This window comes from Mesorhizobium sp. M0496, from assembly GCF_040321205.1.
Taxonomy (GTDB): Bacteria; Pseudomonadota; Alphaproteobacteria; order Rhizobiales; family Rhizobiaceae; genus Mesorhizobium.
The window spans coordinates 1-19873 of sequence record NZ_JAMYRC010000034.1; the positions used below are offsets into that span (position 1 = coordinate 1).

The following is a 19873-nucleotide window of genomic DNA, read 5'->3' on the forward strand; positions in this document are numbered from 1 at the left end:
CCATCGCCTTGATCACCATGTCGTTGACCGACAGCTTGTAGGCCGGTGCGTCGCCCTTGTCGGTTTTCTTCACCGGGGCTGCGGCATTGATCTGCGTGCGCAGCGCAAGCAGCGCATCGAGTTCGCAGTCGAGCGTCAGGTAGAAATGCGGGATGGTGGTCTTGGCCTCGACCAGACGCCGCGCGATGGTCTTGCGCATGTTGTCATGTGGGACCAGATCGTAGGAGCCTTCTTCGAAGAGCCGCAGAACGTCCCCCTCCCCTTTGAGGGGAGGGTGGCCGGCCGCAGGCCGGTCGGGTGGGGTCGGTTCGACGGGGCTCGGCGCAAAGGAGGTGCCTTCTGAGGCAACCCCCTCCGTCCGCTTCGCGGACACCTCCCCCTCAAGGGGGGAGGAAAGTGCTGCGTCGACATCGGCTTTTACAACGCGACCGTATGGGCCGGTGCCTGATACCGTTGACAGGTTCAGGCCCGCTTCCCGAGCCAGTCTTCGTGCCAAAGGTGTCGCGCGGGCCCCCCCCTCCCCCTCGAGGGGAGGGTGGCCGGCCGCAGGCCGGTCGGGTGGGGTCGGTTCGACCGGACGCGGCTCAAGGGCGGTGCCGCCTGAGGCAACCCCGTCTGTCGACTTCGTCGACATCTCCCCCTCGAGGGGGGAGATTGGCGCATAGCTTTCATCTTCGGCATAGATCCACGCAACAGCCGCGCCGACCGCAATATCGACCCCCTCCTTGCCGGTGACATCGCGCAGCACGCCGCTGGCAGGCGCGTCGATTTCCATCGCCGCCTTGTCGGTCTCGATCTCGAACAGCACGTCACCCTTCTTGACGTGCGCACCTTCCTCGGCAAACCAGCGCGAAATCTGTCCTGTCGCCATGTCCATGTCGACCTTGGGAAGAATGACTTCGGTCGGCATTTCTCAGCGGACCCCTTTCACGAGGTCGCGCGCGGCGGTGATGATGTCTGGAACCTGCGGCACCGTTGCCTTCTCCAACTCCGGATTGTAGGGGATCGGCGTTTCGGCGCCGCCCAGCCGCACGATCGGCGCATCGAGATAGTCGAACGCCTCGCTTTCGGCGATCATGGCGCTGACCTCGGCACCGATACCCAGCGTCTTGACCGCTTCGTAGACGCACATCAGCCGCGACGTCTTCTTGACGCTGTCGATGACGGTCTGCTTGTCCATCGGCCGGATGGTTCGGAGATCGACGATCTCGACGTCGATGCCTTCGCTCTCCAGCGCGGCTGCGGCGTCGAGCGCCTTCTGCACCATGATCGAGGTCGCGACGATGGTGAGATCGCTGCCCTCGCGGCGGATATCGGCTTTGCCGATCGGCACGGTGTAATAGCCTTCGGGCACCGGGCCCTTCATCTTGTAGAGCAGCTTGTGCTCGAAGATCATCACCGGATCGGGGTCGGCGACCGCCGCCAAAAGCATGCCCTTGGCATCATAGGGCGTCGCCGGCTGGATGACTTTCAGACCCGGCACGTGGCCGAGCCAGGCCTCTAGGCTCTGGCTGTGCTGAGCCGCCGCACCCGTGCCGGAACCGGCGGGAAAGCGCATCACCACGGGAACCGAAACCTCGCCGCCCAACATGAAGCGCATCTTCGCCGCCTGGTTGACGATCTGTTCCATGGCCAGCGTGGCGAAATCGGAAAACTGGAATTCGAAGATCGGCCGCATGCCGGTGAGGGCAGCGCCGACGGCAACGCCCGCCCCGCCCAGTTCCGAAATCGGCGTGTCGATCACCCGCTCGGTGCCGAAACGCTCGACCAGATCTCCGGTCACCTGGAAGGCACCGCCATAGACGCCGATATCCTCGCCCATCAGGAAGACGCGTTCGTCCATGTCCATGGCGATCGCCATGGCTTCCTGGATCGCCTGGGCGTAACTCAGTTCACGCACCATCGCGTCCATTACGCCTGCTCCGTATAGACATAATTCCCGGTGTCGCGGACGTCCGGCGACGGGCTCGCCTTGGCGAACTCGATGCCTTCGGCGATCTCTTGCGCCACGGCGTCGCGAATGGCCTCGATACCCTTGTCGTCGATGAAGCCGAATTCCCTGAGCTCGCTCTCGAACAGGGTGATCGGATCGCGGTTCGACATCCAGTCCTCGATCTCCTCCTTGGTGCGATAGCGGTTGCGGTCGCTCTTGGAATGGCCGCGATGGCGATAGGTCTTGGATTCGATCAGCGTCGGCCCCTCGCCCGCGCGGGCTCGGGCGACAGCCTGATGAGACGCCTCGGCGACCTCGGAGAAGATGTTGCCGTTGACGATGACGCCCGGCATCGAATAGGCGGCGGCGCGCTCGGCGATGTTCTTGACGGCGGTCGAACGCGCCGTCGATGTCGACATGCCGTAGCCGTTGTTCTCGCAGACGAAGATCACCGGCAGCTTCCAGATCGCCGCCATGTTCAGCGCCTCGTGGAAGGCGCCCTCATTGTTGGCGCCATCACCGAAGAAGGAGACCACGACCTTGCCGGTCTTCATCATCTTCGAGGAAAGCCCGGCGCCAACGGCGATCGGGATGCCGCCTGCGACAATGCCGTTGGCGCCGAGATTGCCCTTGGCGACATCGGCAATGTGCATCGAGCCGCCACGGCCCTTGCAGTAGCCGGTGGTCTTGCCGAAGAACTCGGCGAACATGCGCTTGACCTCGGCCCCCTTGGCGATGCAGTGGCCATGGCCGCGATGCGTCGAAGTGATCTGGTCATCCTCGGCAAGCGGCATGCAGATGCCCATGGCACTGGCTTCCTGGCCGATCGACAAGTGCATGGTGCCGTGGATGAGGCCGCGCGTGTAGCACTCCTCCGCGCCCTCTTCGAAGCGACGGATGAGGTACATCTTGTGGAGCACCCCCCTGAGCTGCTCGGCGCTGTACTGGCGATAGACAAAGGGCAGATTGGCGCGACTATCGGTGACGGCTTTGCTGGCTCCGGCCATGATCACGCCCCCACGGACCCGTAGACGAGCTTGTCCTGGCGGGCGCGCAGTTCAGCGATCTTGGAGCCCGCTGCGGGAGCTGCATTCGCGTAGGTAATCAGCTCGCCCTTCCTGATCGGCGCGGTGACCGAGCCGCCCTGCAGCAGGCCGCAGGGTATGGCCTTTGCGGCCCGTGCCTCGGGCGCCGTCATGATCCAGGCGCGGTAGCAATATTCGCCGATCGCATCGAGCTTCTCGCCGGGCTTCATGTCCTTCTTGGCCACCGCGCAGACCTCGGCGACCGGTTTGGCCAGCGGCACCATGTCGGCCTTGCCGTAGAGCACGACGCGCGCGCAGGTCAGCGGCACTTCGAGCGAGGTCAGGTGATAGGGACGGTGGAAGGTGAAGTATGGTCCTTTACCCATCTTCAGATCTTCCATGCGCTCGGAGATGCGCGGATGCGACATGTCGGCGACGACGAAGACGCCGGGCGCGACACCCTTGCCGATCGAGTAGTCGACGACGCCGACCTTCGACAGCACGCCGCCGTCCTTCTGCGGCACCAGCACCTTGGACAATTCGCCAAGCGTCGCGGCCGGGCCGTGCATGCCGGCCTTGTCGGGCACCAGCCCGGTGGCGTTGGCGATCGCCGCCATCTCGACCATGGTCTTGGAACCGTCGACGAATTCGACCAGCATGCGCACATTCATGTGCCGGCGCCTTGCCTCCTCCTCATAGTCGGGGGGGATGGCATCGATATTGAGCGGATTGTTCTTGCCCTTGCCGGCGGCAACGATCGGGTGCCCCATGGCCGAGACGAACTCGATCAGCTCCATGCAGGAGGACGGCTCGTCACCGGCGCCCAGCGAATAGGTGACGCCGAGCCGGTCGGCCTCGCTCTTCAGGTAGGCGCCGATGGTGACGTCGGCCTCGACATTCATCATCACCAGATGCTTGCCATGCTCCATGGCGCGCAGCCCGATCTCGGCGCCGACGGCGGGGACCCCGGTGGCGTCGATGACGACGTCGATCAGATCATTGTTGATGACCAGGCCGGCATCGTTGGTGACCGCCACCTTGCCGGCCTCCATCGCCGCCGTCATCGCCGAAGCGTTCGAGACTTCGCGCGCATGCCCGGTTTCCTGGAAGGCGATATCCACCGCCTTGCTCGCGGCGGGCAGGTTCAGCTCGGAAATGGCGCCGATCTCGATGCCCGACATATGGGCGACGCGGGTGACGATGTCGGTTCCCATCTCGCCGGAGCCGATCAGGCCGATGCGGATTGGCTTGCCCGACTTGGCGCGTTCCTCGAGATCGCGGGCAAGACCCGTCAACGAAACATTGGAAGCCATACCGCTTATTCCTCCCACATTGCAGGCTTGTTCAATTGCCTGACGGGTATTGAACATATGTATTTCTGTCAAGACTAATGTCCATATTCTTGCGCTTTTTGACACCCTTTCGCGAGGCTCCGTGGACCAAAAGCCTTCCGCAGCCGGAGGCAGGCGCGCGGGACATTGCACTCGAACAGATAGCGCCGCGATATGATTCTTGGAGGCAGGATATGGGAGCTATCCCCGCCCGCGCCGGCCGCTCCGTCATGACCGGTGCCAGTCTCGGATTGAAGAACTCTATAGAACTAGACCAGGCGCCGACAGCACCGGGAAATCCTGGAAATGCACGATCACCCCGACCGGCCGGTCGCGCGCCTCTTCCAGTCTTTCACCCAGCCAGCGCAGGCGCACCTCGCAAAGCCTGCCCTCGACATGGCCGCTGTCCAGCGTGTCGAGCAGGATCAGGCGCGCCGTGGATTGAGCGCTTCGATCCGGCGCGCCTATCTGGCGATCTCCAGCAAGGACGAAACCAGCAGCTCTCGCTCGTCCTTCGACAGGACATCCGCGTCGAAGAGGTTCATGCTGCGCAATCCCTCGATGGCGAGATAGCAGACCAGCAGCGATTTGAGGTCTGGCGTCTCGCCCTTCAGCCGCTCGAAGAGCTGCCGTTTGAATGTCTTTATCGGCGTCATGAAATCGGGATCCTCGGCGATCGCCGAGAAAATCCAGGACGCCGACGGCTGCTTCTCCTCGCAATCATTGGCCGACAGCCTGATGTAGACGGCAAGCGTGTTTTCGTCTTTGTCATTCACGCAGGCGGTTTCCAGCGCCTGCTCGAACTCGCGCAGATAGTCTTCGACCAGCCCTTGCATCAATTTGGCCTTGGTCGGGAAATTATAGAGAAGCCCGCCCTTCGATACGCCGGCACGGCTGGCAACCGCTTCCAGCGACAGGCTGCCAGGCCCGGATTCCCGTGCGACATCGGCCGCCGCAGCGAGAATTTTCTCGCGCGAGTTCGTTCGTTGGGCTCTCATGGCGCCTCCCTTCGCAAGCTTAGGCCCAATTGACAAGACCGTCCAGACGGTACAGTAAGATCGCCATTATTTGAAATCGGGACCCGCAGTCGATATGTGTCCCGATGTCCGCGCTTCGCGCCGGATTTCGACTGAGGGGACTTCCTTGTTCAAGCGCATACTTCGTATCGTTATCATCATTCTTGTTCTGGCCGTGCTCGTCGTCGTGGTCGGCGGCATCGTCGGCTTCAACTTCCTGCGCGACAACGGCATCAAGCAATATTTCGCATCGATGAAGCCGCCAGCGGCAACCGTGTCGACGGTCATTGCCAAGCCGTCGAGCTGGACGCCGGGCGTCGAGGCCATCGGTACGGTCAAGGCGGTGCGCGGTGTCGACCTGACGGTCGAGACCACCGGCATCGTCAAGGACATCCTTTTCCATGCCAACCAGAAGGTGGCGGACAATGTGGTTCTGCTGCAGCTCGACGATGCCGTCGAGCGCGCCGATCTCGACGCACAGAAGGCGCAGGCCGCGCTCGATCAGACGTCGTTGGCCCGCGCCATCGAACTGACGAAGCGTGGCGTCGGCTCCGACTCGACGCTGGACACGGCGCGCGCGGCGGCCTCGGCCTCGGCGTCCCAGGTCACCAAGCTGGAGGCCTTGCTCGACCAGAAGCGGCTGACGGCGCCGTTCGGCGGCACGGTGGGCATTCCTAAGATCGATATTGGCCAGTATCTGGCACCCGGCACCGCAGTGGTGACGCTGCAGGATCTCGACACGATGCGGGTCGATTTCTCGGTTCCCGAACAGCAACTCCCGTTGCTCAAGATCGGCCAGACGGTTCGGTTGGGCTTCGGCGGCGAGGATATGCCGTTTGCCGGCGCCATTCGCGGTATCGACCCGAAAATCGACTCGTCCAGCCGTCTGGTGAATATCAGGGCGGAAGTCGCCAATCCCGACGGCAAGCTGACCCCTGGCCAGTTCGTGCAGGTGCGTGTCGAACTGCCCGAACAGCAGAACGTGCTGACGCTGCCTCAGACGGCACTGACGACAAGCCTCTATGGCGACTACATCTTCGTCGTACAGCCGGCGAAACCCGCCGAGGCAGCCCCTGCGCAGCCGGCCAAGCCGAACGAAAAACCCGCCGCGCCGGCAGCCGACAAATCGGCGGACGCCAGACCGACTGATACCAAGCCGGCTGACACCAAGCCGGCTGATGCCATGAAGCCGGCGGCTGATGCAGCCAAGCCTGCCGCCGATGCGGCAAAGCCGGCGGACAAGGCTGCTGGTCCGGCGGCGGACGGTGACAAGCCCGCGCTGGTGCTGTCGCAGGTGTTCGTCAAGCCGGGCCGCCGCAATCAAGGCATGGTCGAGATCGTCGAGGGGCTAAAGGCTGGCGACGAGGTCGTCACCGCAGGTCAGAACCGCCTCTTCAACGGCATGTCCGTCGTTGTGGACAACACCATCGACCCGACCAAATCGGCGAACAAGCAGGCCGACCAGCAATGAGCTTTTCCGATCTCTTCATTCGCCGGCCCGTCCTTTCGACGGTCCTTGCCTGCATGATCCTGCTCTTGGGTTTCCAGGGCATCTTCAACCTGTCGATCCGGCAGTATCCGAAGGTCGATGAAACGGCGATCACCATCACGACCGCCTATCCAGGCGCCAGCGCCGATCTGATCCAGGGCTTCATTTCCGCCCCGATCGCCCGCGCCGTCGCCTCGACCGAGAACATCGACTACGTCACCTCGTCCAGCCGCCCGTCTTCCAGCACCGTGACGGTGCAGATGAAGCTCGGCTCCAACCCCGATGTCGCGCTGACCGAGGTGCTGTCCAAGGTCCAGGGTGTGCGCGGCACCTTGCCGGACGCATCGAAGGACCCCGTTATCGTCAAGGGCACCGGCCAGCAGTTCGCGATGATGTACATCTCGATGCAGAATCCGAACATGACCAAGGAGCAGCTGACCGAGTATATCGAGCGCGTCATCAGGCCGCGCATGTCGACGGTCGAAGGCGTCGCCGATGTGCAGATCTTCGGTGCCCAGGAATACTCGATGCGCGTCTGGATCGATCCGATCAAGCTTGCCGCGCGCGGCGTGACGGCCTCCGAACTGCTGACGGCGATCAACAATTCCAACTTCCTGTCGGCCCCCGGCAATACCGAGAACGAATACGTCGTCTCATCGATCACCGTACGCTCGACATTGCAGACGCCGGAGGCGTTCGCCGAGCTGCCGCTGCGTTCGACCGACGGCAATGTGGTACGGTTGCGCGACGTCGCGCGCGTCGAGCTCGGCGCCGAAAACACCGACACCAGGGTCAGCTTCAACGGCAAGCCCGGCACCTTCCTCGCCATCTTCCCGACACCGGCGGCCAACCCGCTGACCACGGCGGCTGCACTCACCAAGCTGGTGCCGCAGATTCAGGAGACGCTGCCGAAAGGCATGACGATCGAGGTGGTCTACGACGCGACCGGGCAGATCAGCGCCTCCATCGAAGAAGTGTTCAAGACCATAGGCGAGGCGGTTGCCATCGTCGTCGTCGTCATCCTGTTGTTCCTTGGCTCCTTCCGCTCGGTGATGATGCCCATCGTCACCATCCCGCTGTCGCTGATCGGCGTCTGTTTCCTTTTGTTCGCGGTCGGCTATTCGATCAACCTTTTGTCGCTGCTGGCCATGGTGCTGGCGATCGGTCTGGTTGTCGACGACGCCATCGTGGTGGTGGAGAACATCCATCGTCACATGGAAGAAGACCACATGTCGCCGATGCAGGCTGCGTTCAGCGGCATGCGCGAAATTGCGTCGGCCATCGTTGCCATGACCATGACGCTGGCCGCGGTCTTCGCGCCGCTGGCCTTCACCGGTGGCCTGACCGGCGCGCTGTTCCGCGAATTCGCGGTCACCCTCGCCGGCTCGGTTGTGCTGTCGGGCGTCATCGCCGTCACTATCACCCCGATGATGTCGGCGCGCCTTTTGAAGTCCGGCACGCCAGGCCTTTTCCAGCGTATTGTCGACGGCGCCTTCGCGCGTGTCGAGCATGTCTACGAACGTGCGGTCACCGGCTCGCTGAACTATCGCCCATTGACGCTGATCATCGTGCTTGCGCTTGCAGGGGTGACCGGTTTCATGTTCACCAAGACCTCGACCGAGCTGGCGCCGGAAGAAGATCAGGGCTTTCTGCTCTCGATCGTGACAGGACCACGTTATGCAACGTCCGATTACACCGAGACATACGTCAATCAGATTCTCGGTCTGGTGAAGGACATTCCCGAGACACGGGCGCAGTTCTCGGCCGTCGCCTTCGGCGGCACGACAAACAGCGCCTTCGTCGGCTATGCCTTCAAGGACTGGGCGGAACGCAAGCGCAATTCGAAGGAACTGCAGGCCGACATCACGGCCCGTATCGCCAAAGTCGCCGGTGTCGAGGCCTTCGTCTTCGCGCCGCCGACGCTGCCGGGCTCCGGCGGCGGCCTGCCGATTTCCATGGTGGTGCGATCGACCGGCGCTTCCTCGGAGGTGTACGAGGTGGCCGAGCAGATCAAGAACAAGGCGCAAGCCTCCGGCCGCTTCATCGTCGTGCAGAATTCTATGGCCTATGATGCACCGGAAGTGACGGTGACCATCGACCGTGACCGCGCCGCTGCGCTGAACCTGCCGATCGCCGATATCGGCCGCACGCTGACGCTGCTGGTCGGCGGCGCCGAAGTGGCGCAGTTCGACCGCGACTCCAACAGCTACGACATCATCCCGCAGGTGCCGCAGGAATTTCGCGACAACCCCGACAAGCTCGGCGAATACTTCGTGCGCAGCGTAACGGGCGAGATGGTGCCGCTGTCGGCGGTGGTCAAGATTTCGACCAATGCGGCACCGGCGGCAATCGAGCAGTTCAACCAGCTGAATTCATCGACGATTTCAGCACTTCCGCTGCCCGGCGTCACCACTGGCGACGGCCTGAAGGCGCTGGAGGACATTGCCAGGGAGAGCCTGCCCGAAACATTCTTCATCGACTATTCCGGTCAATCGCGACAGGAAAAGGAACAAGGCAACACCATCCTGATCGCTTTCGCGGCGGCCGTTGTCGTCATCTATCTGGTGCTTGCGGCGCAGTTTGAAAGCTTCCGCGACCCGCTGATCATCATGATGGCGGTGCCGCTGTCGATCTTCGGCGCGATCGTGCCGCTCAATCTGGGCCTCGGCACGCTCAACATCTATACGCAGGTCGGGCTGATCACGCTGATCGGTCTCATCACCAAACACGGCATCCTGCTGGTCGAGTTCGCCAACCAGCAGCGTGAAATCCATGGCATGCGGCGGCATGACGCCATCATCGCCTCGGCCAAGGTGCGCCTGCGGCCGATCCTGATGACGACAGCGGCGATGGCGCTTGGCGTTGTGCCGCTGATCACGTCCAGCGGCGCCGGTGCCGCGGCCCGCTACTCGATGGGCCTGGTGATCTTCACCGGCATCCTGGTCGGAACCATGTTCACGCTCTTCGTGGTGCCCATGTTCTACACCTTCATCGCCAGCAAGGACCTGCCTCACCTTGCTGAGAAACCGGATCCCAAGCTGATGCCGGCACTGCCGAGCTAAGAGCAATTCCAGGAAAAGTGTGAAACGGTTTTCCGTCCGGAGATGCGTCAAAAATAGCTGGAAATAAAAAGAGGCCGGATCTTTCCGGCCTCTTTTTTCTGACGGTCGCTCCACGGCTTCGGCACAATAGGCCAAAGGCAGCGATCCCGTCAGGCTACTTGACGATGACGATGCTGGTGTTGGTCGCCCCGAAGGTTTCGACGAGCTGGTAGAAATCGGCGGCGTTGTCCGGATGCAGCCGCACGCAGCCATGCGAAGCCGGCTGGCCGAGGCGTTTGATCGCATAGGTCGCGTGCACCGCATAGCCGCCGCTGAAGAAGACCGAGTGCGGCATCGGTGCGTTGTCGTATTTCTTCGAGTACCACATCTCATGCATGCGCGTCGGCTTGAACGAGCCGGTCGGCGTCACATGGGCCCGGTCGCCGGTGGAGACCTTCCAGGCGAAGGTCGGGCGGCCGTCGACCGAGACTTCCATGACCTGCTGTGAAAGCGAAACGCGCGCCACGATCTTGTTGGCGGCGTGCGCGGCGCCCGAGCCAAACAGCAGTGCGGCACCCGTCAAGGCGGCGGCGGTGATGTTGATGAGCTTGGCGGAAATGGCGGTATGCATAATGATGTCCCCTCTCTCTGCCGGTCCCGGCCGGCTCCAATTCGATGGGCTGCTTATCCCAACGTCATGTTTCGAGCAGATTTCGCAAAATACTCGTTTGTGTTTCGAATCTGTTTCCACCGGTTAACAAACGCAGCCCTTCATAGAACCCGATACAAGTCGGTTCCGTAACCCGGCGGCTAGGCCAAAGTCAGGAACATGGGTATCCGCCTCTAAACGAAAGTGCGAATTACCGTTATACGAAGAAAAATCCGGCAATCTCGAAACCGAATTGCAACAAAGCGCGGCTTCGAGCGGCATGATCCGGATACGGGGCGCAAGCAAAGTTGACGCAACGAAAACAGCCGGTAACGAAACATGGGAACGAAATCGAACGCGCTGTCCTGGCTTCTCAGGATCAGCATCGCGGCAGCTGTCATTGGCGGCGTCGGCACGGTTGCCGGCACCCCGCTGGCAAGGCTCGGCGCGATGACTTCAGGCGAGATTTCGACGCTGCATGCCGCACTGTTTTTCGCCTTGGTCTGGATTGTCTCCAGCCTGCGCATTGCTCGGCTCAAGGCCCTCTGGCGGGTCGGTCTTAGGCTGACGGGTTTGCGCGGCCCCTCCGGCAACTTGCTGCCGAGAGGACCGAAGGCCCGCGCCGCGACGGGGGATTCCGTGGGCGGCGCGGGCACTTCGGGGGTGTCCTGAAACGATCCGCAACACGTTTCAATTTTGGGGAACTGCTACGATGAACACGAAATTTGCCGCTTCGGTGCTGTCCGCACTGCTCTACGCACAGGGTCTGCTCGGCTTTGCCGGGCTTGCCACCGTGCTCCTGAGGGACCGCGCCCATGCCAGTGAGCTCACCATGGGCGGCGACATGCCGGTGGGCCCATCACTTCTGCTGGTACGCTGAGCGCCGGGAGCATCGGGACCAGAGATGGAAAATCCGATGCCCGACAAAGGAGACTGCGTCAGCGCCGGACAATCAGTCGGCGAATTGCTGCGGCGGATCGAACCGGTAGCCGGCGCCACGTATGGTGGTGATGGTTTCGGTGTCGAGCTTGCGGCGCAGCCGCACGATGCGCGAATCGATCGAGCGATCGAAGGCGTCGGCGTTTTCCGCCGGTGCCGCGGCGATGATGTCGTCACGCGTCAGCACCTTGCGCGGACTGGCCAGGAACAGCCTGAGCAGCGCCACCTGTCCAGGCGAAAGCTGCTCTTCCGTGCCCGAGCGATGCATGACCATGGCCGACCTCAGATCGACGGTCGCGTTCTCCAGCACGATCAACTCCTGGGTGCCCCTGCCGCGTCGCGAAAGCAGACCGCCAACACGGGCGGCGAGCTCCCTGACATTGAGCGGGCTCTCGACGACGTCGGCCGCCCCAAGCTCCAGCGCCAGCACCTTGTCGACGAGATCGGCCGGCCGGCAGATCAGGATGAAATCCGGCCCGCCCTCGCCACCCCCGCCTTGGCCGCCATAACGCCGGAGCAGGTCCCGCCCCTCCGCCTGGCTGAGACTGTCGCCGACGACGACGACATCGATACCCCTTCCCGACAGCAGCGATTCGGCCTCCCAGGGCTGGCGCGCCTGATGCACATCGTGGCCACGCCGCTCGAGATGGTCGGCGAGTTCGGTCGCGACCACTTCGGCAACGGAAACAAGCGCGATGATCGATCGTGCGGCCATGTTTTCCAACCGTTCCCTGGCAACCGGATATGAGTGCTGGACATCATGTTTATACCCAATCTACTTTCCACTGAAAGTGGGAGCGCAAACATCGTGCGGGCAAGAATTGTCATCGTCGAGGATGAGCCCGATTTGAGGGATGCGGTCGCCGAATATCTTGGCGCCGCCGGCTATGACGTGGTCACCGCTGAAAGCGCCGCCGCCGCGCGCAGCCTCGTTGAAACGCAGTCGTTCCATCTCGCCATCCTCGACATCGCCATGCCCGGTGAGGACGGCCTTTCGCTCGGCCGCTGGCTGCGCTCGAAACTGCCGATCGGCATTATCTACGCGACCGCCGCCGGCACCGCGCTCGACCGTATCGTCGGGCTGGAACTCGGCGCTGACGACTACATCGTCAAGCCCTACGAATTGCGCGAGGTGCTGGCGAGGGTCCGCAGCGTGTTGCGCCGGGTTCCCCAGCCGCAGGAGCTTCAGGACAAGAAGGCCAGGACGGATCGCCGAGCCGTTGCCTTCGGCCCTTTCCAGGCCGATCTCGACGGCAGGCTGGTCACCGGCGCCAATGGCGCGGTGATCGACATGGCCAAGAGCGAATTCGACGTGCTGGAAGTTTTCCTGACCCGCGCCAACCGGCTGCTGACCCGCGCCGCGATTTCCGAGGCGATCGGCTTCACCGAAGACCCGGAATCGTCGCGCGCGGTCGACATTCGCATCATGCGGCTGCGCAAGAAGATCGAGACCGACCCGGCCAATCCGAAATTCCTGCGCACGGTGCGCGGCGAGGGCTATATCTTCTCGCTGCCGACCGGCGACGGCAACTGAGCCCCGAGGCCACAGGGTCGGATTCGCAGCCCTTGCTCGCCAATCGGATTGGCACGACTCCGGAATGACGGCAGAAGATGATCGCTGAAGCAGCAAGCACGGATATGCAAGGGTTCAGGCAGGGCGCAGCGATGGCGGCCGTGCGTGTCGTTCGCCGGTTGCGTGAGGCCGGCGACTGGCAGCGCGAGATGGACGGCATCCTCGAAACGCTCTGCCGAGCCATGGATTGCCAGCGCGGCATCTTGTTTCGCCTGCGCGAGCTGCCCGGCCAGGGCTTCGCCCAATCTGTCGCCGCCTACTGGATCGACCCTCTTTTCGGTGGCGAACTGGCGTCGCCGACCGTCATCATGCAGTCGATCGTCAATTCGGATCCGCTGCTGGAGCGGCTGGCCGAGGACGAACGGCAAGGCAAGATCTTCGCCGGGCATACGCGCGATCTCGAAGGCTTTCTGAGAACCGACTTCGAAAAGCAGAACATCAAGTCGTTCCTGTCGGTTTCGGTCTTCGCGCATGGCCATCTGTGGGGCACGCTGGCGGTCAATGACTGCGTCAACGAGCGCGAGTGGACCGACGAGGAAGAAGCGACGCTACACATCATCGCGCTCGCCATCGGCGATGCCATCGAACGCTCGCCCTCAGAGGCCCATGCCAGCGAGGTCATTCGCCGCACCATGCTGCAGGCCTCGCTCGACGCCATCGTCGTCATCGACGAGACCGGCTCGATCATCGAATTCAATCCGGCCGCCGAAAAGATGTTCGGCTTCCAGCGCAGCGACATCCTCGGCAAGGACCTGCTCGATACCATCGTGCCGATCTACTACCGAAAGGGTTATGCTTCGGGGGCCGAATACATGTCCGGCCGCGGCGCGCCAATGGTCGGCCAGCGGCTCGAGACGGTGACCCAGAATGCCGCCGGCGAAGTGTTCCCGATCGAACTGACGGCGACCGAGATGCGGGTCGCAGACCGTCGCTTGATCTTCGGCTCCATCCGCGACCTGCGCGACAAATTGCGCGCCGAGGAGGAGATCGGCCGCCAGCGCGAGAAGCTGCATCAGAACGAGAAGATGGCGGCGATGGGTTCGTTGCTGGCCGGCGTGTCGCACGAACTCAACAACCCGCTGGCCGTGGTGGTGGCGCAATCGACGCTGCTGCACGAATTCGCTTCCGACCCGCAGACCAAGGTGCGCGCCGAGAAAGTGCGTGCGGCCGCCGAGCGCTGCGGCCGCATCGTCAAGAGCTTCCTGTCGATGGTCCGGCTCCATCCCGCGGCACAAGCCGAGACCGACCTCAACCAGGTGATCAGGGCGGCACTGGAAGTGACCGCCTACGGCGCGCGCTCCAGCGGCATCATCATCGACACCGATTTCGCCACCGGCCCGCTGCTGGCCATGGCCGACGCCGACCATGTGACGCAGGTGGCGGCCAACTTCCTCATCAACAGCCAGCATGCGCTGGCCGGCATTGCCGGTGATCGGCTGATCAAGGTGCGGACGTTCCGCAGCGACCGGGGTCACCCCTGCTTCTCGGTCGAAGACAATGGGCCCGGCGTGCCGGAAGCGATCCGCAGCCGCATCTTCGAATCCTATTTCACCACCAAGCCGGTCGGCGTCGGCACCGGCATCGGCCTGTCGATCTCGAAATCGATCATCGAGCGGCACAATGGCAATGTCTGGTTCGAGGAAGTGTTGCCGAGGGGGGCGCGTTTCGTCGTCCAACTGCCCACCATTGTAGCCGGCCTCGCCACCGCCGGCGATAACCAGCCGCGATCGAGCGGCCTGCGCCACGCCTTGATCATCGACGACGAGCCGGATGTTGCCGGCTCGCTCTCCGATATTCTCGAATTGATGGGCATCAAGTCGCGGATCGTTCCTGTCTGGGAATCGGGCGCGGCCACCTTGGGCGGCCACATGCCGCCAGACATCGTCTTTTCGGACCTGCGCATGCCGGGCATCAGCGGCATATCGATCTATCGCGAACTGCTTGCCGAAAAGCCCGACCTGGCGCGTCGTTTCGTGCTGGTCACCGGCGACCTGATCGGCGCAAAAGCCGAAATCGAGGCCCTGCCGGCGCAGCAACGGCCGCAGATCCTGGAAAAGCCGTTCAGTACGCTGGATGTGCGCAGTGTGCTGTCCGCCATCGCCGAACAGGCGGCCTTGAAAGGATAAAAAAGAGGCCCCCGGGGGCGGGGGCCGAAGAAGAGCGCGCTGGAGGGAGCGCTCGGGGAGTTCAAAGCATGATCCCAAGTGGGAACCGGTTTCGGGATCAGGCTTCGACGAAAAATCAGAAAATATTCGGCGTGCCGGTCAACGGCGCGGCGTTGGCGATCATGCGGATCGCGCGGGTCTTGTGCGCTCCGGACTGCTCGGCGATGGCGCGCAGGCAATCGATGCTCTCGGCGCCCCAGGCCTGGCCCTTGCAGGCGAAGTCGGTCACCGGCATCGGCAGACGCGCGGTCCTGGTCGTCGTCTGCGCGCCCTCGATGAGGTTGGCCGGGGGAGTCAACGAAGCGAAGGCCGGCCCGATTGTCGGCGTAAACGCCATGCCGACGAAGGCGCAAGCAACCAGCACCATGAACATCGCCATGGGGTGGTCGCTGGCCCGCTGGCGCAGCGCCAGTTTCGGACGGCGGTCATTGCGCTCTGGAGCCTGAAGGCGGCACTCGCCGCGGATCGTCTGGATTTTCGCATGCATTGCCTTCCCCTTCGCTGAGTTTCTTTTTGGTGATAAATCGAACTTAGCCGCGCTTTGTAACAAGGCAACGGTGGTGCGAGACTGACAATGTAACGAGATTGAAACAATATTTCGGGCAAAATCGGGCAAAACCGGGCACGCTGACGCACTCATCATGCCGGCAGGCGATTTTCGGCCCAGTTACGGCCGACTATGCCGATCCGAATGCCTGTGAACCAGCGGACCGACCGAAGAATAGCGAAGCCATTTTCGCCCTCGGGGAAGCGTTTGTCCTGCGCTCTGTTCGCTTCGCAAAGTCGGGCCTGGACAGCATGCCCGAAACTCCGACTAACACCCGGATTCTCCGGGATTTTCCGGGTCGACAGTTGTGTGTATTTCGGCCTCGGACAGCATGGAGATTCCGGCACGGAAGCGGTCGAATTTTCACAAGCCATTGCATTTCAATGAGAAATATGCTTTTATTGAATAAGTATTCAATAAAAAGAAGAGACGTTTTATGAACCCGCACCTCCGCGACGTGGCGATCCCCAACGATTGGGACCGGCGGGGACTGCCGGGCTGGAGTTACCATTCGGATGCCCTTCTCGAGCTCGAGAAGGAGCATGTTTTCCGCAATCACTGGCAGATCGTCGGACATGTCAGCGATATACCAAATGCCGGCGATTACCTGACCATGGATGTGGTTGGCGAACGTGCCCTGGTCGTACGCGGCAAGGATGGCGTCGTGCGCGGTTTCAACAACATGTGCCGCCATCGCGGCAGCCGCGTCGTCGCCGACAGCCAGGGCAATTGCAAGAACGCGCTGGTGTGCCCGTTCCATGGCTGGGTCTACAATCTTGACGGCACGCTACGCGGTGCCGCACGCCCGCGTTCCTTCCCCGACCTCGATAAGACCGAGTTCGGCTTGATGCCGCTCGACCTGGAAGTCTGGATGGGCTTCATCTTCATCTGCTTCCGAAATGGCGGGCCACAGCCCTCGGTCGCCGAGCTGATGAAGCCGATCGAGCCGGAATTCGCGCATTACAACGCCGCCGACATGGTGCCCTCCTGGGGCATCTGGAGCCAGAAGACGCCGGTCAACTGGAAGTCGGTGCGCGATGTCGACAATGAGGGTTATCACGTCGCCATGGCGCATCCCGCCTTGCAGGATCTCTATGGCGCCACCTATTTCGACGAGCCCTTCATAAACGGCGTGTCGCGCTCATTCGCCACCTACAACCCGCATGCCGGCCGGCGCTGGAGCGTCAAGAACTACGTCAAGATCGCGCCCGAACCAGCTCATCTGCCCGACTATCTGAAAAAGGCCTGGGTCTATTACGGCATCTTCCCCAATGCGGTCATTTCGGTGATGCCGGAGTCGGTGCAGTTCTATCAGGAGTTCCCGCTGTCGACCGGGCAGACCCTGCTGCGCGGCGCCATCTACCGCTACCGCGACGAAAGCCGCGAACAGGCCGCCGCCCGCTACCTCTCTTTCCGCATCGACCGCGACACCATGTCGGAAGATGTGCAGCTCTCGGTGTGGTCGAACGAATCCATGCTGTCCGAAGCCTTCGAGGGCTTTTATCTCTCGGACCTCGAATACGGCGTGCGCACCCACCACGACCATCTCCGCAAGATGCTGCCGGTGCTGGGCTTGGAGACCGCGCCCGAGGAGAAGGACATGTGGAACTTGAACGACGCGCTGAGGTCGCGGTCGTAGGAGGCTTGGTTCAAAACAGATGCGGGTGTGGTGCCAAGCGGACGCCACTAGCCTCAGGGTTTGTTCGGCGGGCTAGATGCTCATACGTGATTTTCCAAGGGTCGCTCTCGGAAGATCTTTCCTCGCCGATCCAATGGAAGCTGTTGGCGGTGATCTCAGTGAAACGCCATCGAGTTTTCAGACCGCGCGAGTCATTGCCGAGTTGGACGATGTCCTTGCCGTCGGCCCGCCCGATCTGGCGCGAGTGGTCCCGGTTGAGCGGGTCGTTCCATATGATGTGCCAGCCATCGATCCCAGGATCGAAGATGCGCAAGGTCGTGCCATACATCGTGGAAGGCGCAGGGCGCTTGGGCCTGATCCAAACGTCCTGAATCGCGCGGCCTTCGAGCACCCAGCCAAAATGGCATTCCCCATCCCATTTCTGGATTGTGCCGTCGTCGAGGTAGTGGACCGTGTCCATTTCCCAGCTTCCGATTAGCCATCCATACAGACTCATGTCTTTTGCTTCGTCGGCTGGGGGACCTTCGGATCCGAGAGCGGTGAGAAACGGAGAAATCGCCATCGCCATACTGCCTTTCGTTTCCAGGTAGACGAACCGACCGCCGGCGCGGCCTCGCAGGTCGGCGCCGAAATATGCCGCCACAACTTGCAACGTTGCGGAGGCCGGGGCTTGGGGAAAATTGCTAAATGTCGAGCTGGCCAGCAAGGCGAGCCTGCCAATGAGCCGAACCGCCTGGGCATTCGCGGCGCTGGGCGAGCCGCGAGCTGGAGGCGTCTCGTACGGGAACGGTCCGGTCGCATGGTTGTCATGCTAGGGACCGTCCAGGAGAGGCGCGAGAATCGCGTCTTCATTCCAGCTTGAGTTCCTTGCCCCACTGCGCGGGGGAGGAACTCAAGTCTTGGAAGCTCAGCCCCGCCACACACCTTCCCGGCGCAAATCATCCATCGTCCTCGAAATGCCTTCCCGCAGAATGCCGACCATGTCGTCGATCTGCTCGCGGGTGATGACCAGCGGCGGCGACATCACGCACATGTTGATCAGCGGCCGCACCAGCAGGCCGAGCTCATGGCAATGGGCGTCGATGCGTTTTCCCACATCCTTGTCGAGCTGCAGCGGGTCCTTGCTTTCGCGGTCCGCCACGCACTCGACGCAACCCATCAGGCCGAGGCCTCGCACCTCGCCGACCAGCGGCAATTCTTCCAGTGTCTTTAGCTGCGCCTGGAAGTAAGGCGCGACCGCATGCGTGTGGGCAAGCACGCCCTCTTCCAGCAGATCGAGGTTCTTCAACGCCACGGTACAGCCGATGGGATGGCTGGTGTAGGTCAGGCCATGGCCGAACATCGCATCGGGATGGTTCGAGCGCCGCAGCTCTTCCAGCAGCCGCTCCGAGATGATGACGCCGCCGAGCGGGAAATAGCCCGAGGTGACGCCCTTGGCGAAGGTGATCATGTCAGGATCGATGCCGAACATGTCGCCCGAGGCAAAGACGTGACCAAGTCGGCCGAAGGCCGTCACCACCTCGTCGGAGACATAGAGGATGTCGTTGTCGCGGCAGATCTGGCGGATCCGCTTGAGATAGTCGTCTGGCGGCACGACGACACCGCCGGATGCCTGCACTGGCTCGCCGACGAAGGCGCCGATCTTGTCGGCGCCGACACGGGCGACCGTGTCGCGGAATTGATCGACCAGGAAATCGGTGAAGGCGGCTAGGCTCATGCCGTGCGGACGGCGGAACGGATCGGGCGAAGACAGCTTGATCACCAGTTCGTCGGCGCCGTCCATCCAGTCTCGGTCGCGCGGACGGCCGTTGAGCGAGGCCGACAGATAGGTCGAGCCGTGATAGGCGCCGCCGCGGCTCAGGATCAGCTTCTTTTCCGGCCGGCCGCGCACATTGTTGTAGAACTGCATGAAGCGCAGCGCCGTCTCGACGGCCGAAGAGCCGCCGGTGGTGTAGAAGACATGGCTGAGATCGCCTGGCGCGTGGCCGGCGATGCGCCTGGCAAGTTCCGCCGACGGCGCGTTCATCGTGTACCACGGCGTGTTGTAGGACAGCGCCATCGCCTGGTCGTACATCACCTTGGCGAGTTCCTCGCGGCGGTGGCCGACATTGACGCACCACATGCCGGCCGGCCCGTCGATCAGTCGTTTGCCGGTGCTGTCGGTGATGTAGATGCCGTCGCCTTCGCCGATCAGCGCGCGCGCCTCAGCGCCGACTGAGCCGGCGAACGGCCAGGGCTGGATGAGATGGTGCTTGGCCAGTTCGACGGCATCGTCGCCGGGCTCCGCGCCGGCCATCCCGTTTGCCTTCAGGTCTCTTGCCGCAGCCATTGTCGCCTCACATGCCTCACAGAATTTCATCGGTCATGAAATGAGATGCCAAGTATCGGAAACAGCGGCTTTCTTCACTTCATATTGAATGTTCGTTCAATCAATATTGCAGAATTAGCGCTTGATTTCAATCCAAGGATGCGCGCATGATGAAAGAAAGCCGGCAAGGGGAACAAGCCGCCGGCACCAGCACAATG

General features: G+C 62.5%; 17 protein-coding genes. 7 read left to right on the plus strand and 10 right to left on the minus strand.

Annotated features, from left to right (window positions below):
• The 5 genes from NKI73_RS24360 to NKI73_RS24380 form a co-directional block, all read right to left on the minus strand.
• Positions 1-910: E3 binding domain-containing protein (locus tag NKI73_RS24360; RefSeq protein ID WP_352633328.1), on the minus strand; the 910-nt coding region annotated here is incomplete at its 3' end.
• Between the two features lie 3 nt (positions 911-913).
• Entirely contained in the window at positions 914-1912 is a 999-nt protein-coding gene (locus tag NKI73_RS24365; RefSeq protein ID WP_352633330.1) for an alpha-ketoacid dehydrogenase subunit beta, read from the minus strand.
• Positions 1912-2940, minus strand: a complete 1029-nt coding sequence (locus tag NKI73_RS24370; protein WP_352633331.1) for a thiamine pyrophosphate-dependent dehydrogenase E1 component subunit alpha — start codon at positions 2938-2940, stop codon at positions 1912-1914. Before NKI73_RS24370 ends, NKI73_RS24365 begins: the two co-directional genes overlap by 1 nt.
• Positions 2941-2942: 2 nt before the next feature.
• A complete protein-coding gene (locus tag NKI73_RS24375) occupies positions 2943-4271 on the minus strand; it encodes an NAD(P)H-dependent oxidoreductase (RefSeq protein WP_352633332.1) in 1329 nt (442 codons plus the stop codon).
• Between the two features lie 482 nt (positions 4272-4753).
• Positions 4754-5287, minus strand: a complete 534-nt coding sequence (locus NKI73_RS24380) for a TetR/AcrR family transcriptional regulator (protein WP_352633333.1) — start codon at positions 5285-5287, stop codon at positions 4754-4756.
• A 145-nt stretch (positions 5288-5432) separates the two neighbouring features.
• On the opposite strand from NKI73_RS24380, the gene NKI73_RS24385 reads away from it, so the two are divergent.
• Entirely contained in the window at positions 5433-6776 is a 1344-nt protein-coding gene (locus tag NKI73_RS24385) for an efflux RND transporter periplasmic adaptor subunit (protein ID WP_352633334.1), read from the plus strand.
• Entirely contained in the window at positions 6773-9856 is a 3084-nt protein-coding gene (locus NKI73_RS24390) for an efflux RND transporter permease subunit (RefSeq protein WP_352633335.1), read from the plus strand. Before NKI73_RS24385 ends, NKI73_RS24390 begins: the two co-directional genes overlap by 4 nt.
• Before the next feature lie 154 nt (positions 9857-10010).
• Here the strand turns inward: NKI73_RS24390 and NKI73_RS24395 are convergent, their stop codons facing one another.
• A complete protein-coding gene (locus NKI73_RS24395) occupies positions 10011-10466 on the minus strand; it encodes a L,D-transpeptidase (RefSeq protein ID WP_352633336.1) in 456 nt (151 codons plus the stop codon).
• Between the two features lie 357 nt (positions 10467-10823).
• On the opposite strand from NKI73_RS24395, the gene NKI73_RS24400 reads away from it, so the two are divergent.
• Positions 10824-11156 (plus strand): hypothetical protein, encoded by a 333-nt coding sequence (locus tag NKI73_RS24400; RefSeq protein WP_352633337.1) that lies wholly within the window; start codon positions 10824-10826, stop codon positions 11154-11156.
• Between the two features lie 40 nt (positions 11157-11196).
• Complete coding sequence (locus NKI73_RS24405) at positions 11197-11364, plus strand: hypothetical protein (protein ID WP_023757353.1); 168 nt, start codon at positions 11197-11199, stop codon at positions 11362-11364.
• Between the two features lie 72 nt (positions 11365-11436).
• Here the strand turns inward: NKI73_RS24405 and NKI73_RS24410 are convergent, their stop codons facing one another.
• Positions 11437-12138, minus strand: coding sequence for a winged helix-turn-helix domain-containing protein (locus NKI73_RS24410; protein WP_352633338.1), 702 nt, complete (start codon positions 12136-12138; stop codon positions 11437-11439).
• A 45-nt stretch (positions 12139-12183) separates the two neighbouring features.
• Here NKI73_RS24410 and NKI73_RS24415 point away from each other — a divergent pair, with 45 nt between their 5' ends.
• Complete coding sequence (locus NKI73_RS24415) at positions 12184-12957, plus strand: response regulator (RefSeq protein WP_352633339.1); 774 nt, start codon at positions 12184-12186, stop codon at positions 12955-12957.
• Positions 12958-13034: 77 nt separating this feature from the next.
• Entirely contained in the window at positions 13035-15122 is a 2088-nt protein-coding gene (locus NKI73_RS24420; RefSeq protein WP_352633340.1) for an ATP-binding protein, read from the plus strand.
• Positions 15123-15237: 115 nt separating this feature from the next.
• Here the strand turns inward: NKI73_RS24420 and NKI73_RS24425 are convergent, their stop codons facing one another.
• Positions 15238-15648 carry a hypothetical protein gene (locus NKI73_RS24425; protein WP_352633341.1) on the minus strand — a complete coding sequence of 137 codons (411 nt, stop codon included), beginning with the start codon at positions 15646-15648 and terminating at the stop codon, positions 15238-15240.
• Between the two features lie 496 nt (positions 15649-16144).
• Between NKI73_RS24425 and NKI73_RS24430 the strand changes: the two genes are divergently transcribed.
• A complete protein-coding gene (locus tag NKI73_RS24430; protein WP_352633342.1) occupies positions 16145-17347 on the plus strand; it encodes an aromatic ring-hydroxylating oxygenase subunit alpha in 1203 nt (400 codons plus the stop codon).
• 10 nt (positions 17348-17357) lie between these two features.
• On the opposite strand, the gene NKI73_RS24435 is transcribed toward NKI73_RS24430, so the two are convergent.
• Positions 17358-18053: a hypothetical protein gene (locus NKI73_RS24435; RefSeq protein WP_352633343.1), complete on the minus strand. Its 696-nt coding sequence runs from the start codon at positions 18051-18053 to the stop codon at positions 17358-17360.
• Positions 18054-18254: 201 nt separating this feature from the next.
• Positions 18255-19676, minus strand: a complete 1422-nt coding sequence (locus NKI73_RS24440) for an aminotransferase (RefSeq protein ID WP_352633344.1) — start codon at positions 19674-19676, stop codon at positions 18255-18257.
• Between the last annotated feature and the right edge of the window lie 197 nt (positions 19677-19873).

Excerpts from the sequence above, each read along its gene's own strand:
- NKI73_RS24365 (WP_352633330.1), bottom strand. The coding sequence starts at position 1,912 with ATGGACGCGATGGTGCGTGAACTGAGTTACGCCCAGGCGATCCAGGAA.
- NKI73_RS24370 (WP_352633331.1), bottom strand. The coding sequence starts at position 2,940 with ATGGCCGGAGCCAGCAAAGCCGTCACCGATAGTCGCGCCAATCTGCCC.
- NKI73_RS24375 (WP_352633332.1), bottom strand. The coding sequence starts at position 4,271 with ATGGCTTCCAATGTTTCGTTGACGGGTCTTGCCCGCGATCTCGAGGAA.
- NKI73_RS24380 (WP_352633333.1), bottom strand. The coding sequence starts at position 5,287 with ATGAGAGCCCAACGAACGAACTCGCGCGAGAAAATTCTCGCTGCGGCG.
- NKI73_RS24390 (WP_352633335.1), top strand. The coding sequence starts at position 6,773 with ATGAGCTTTTCCGATCTCTTCATTCGCCGGCCCGTCCTTTCGACGGTC.
- NKI73_RS24395 (WP_352633336.1), bottom strand. The coding sequence starts at position 10,466 with ATGCATACCGCCATTTCCGCCAAGCTCATCAACATCACCGCCGCCGCC.
- NKI73_RS24400 (WP_352633337.1), top strand. The coding sequence starts at position 10,824 with ATGGGAACGAAATCGAACGCGCTGTCCTGGCTTCTCAGGATCAGCATC.
- NKI73_RS24405 (WP_023757353.1), top strand. The coding sequence starts at position 11,197 with ATGAACACGAAATTTGCCGCTTCGGTGCTGTCCGCACTGCTCTACGCA.
- NKI73_RS24410 (WP_352633338.1), bottom strand. The coding sequence starts at position 12,138 with ATGGCCGCACGATCGATCATCGCGCTTGTTTCCGTTGCCGAAGTGGTC.
- NKI73_RS24415 (WP_352633339.1), top strand. The coding sequence starts at position 12,184 with ATGTTTATACCCAATCTACTTTCCACTGAAAGTGGGAGCGCAAACATC.
- NKI73_RS24420 (WP_352633340.1), top strand. The coding sequence starts at position 13,035 with ATGATCGCTGAAGCAGCAAGCACGGATATGCAAGGGTTCAGGCAGGGC.
- NKI73_RS24425 (WP_352633341.1), bottom strand. The coding sequence starts at position 15,648 with ATGCATGCGAAAATCCAGACGATCCGCGGCGAGTGCCGCCTTCAGGCT.
- NKI73_RS24430 (WP_352633342.1), top strand. The coding sequence starts at position 16,145 with ATGAACCCGCACCTCCGCGACGTGGCGATCCCCAACGATTGGGACCGG.
- NKI73_RS24440 (WP_352633344.1), bottom strand. The coding sequence starts at position 19,676 with ATGGCTGCGGCAAGAGACCTGAAGGCAAACGGGATGGCCGGCGCGGAG.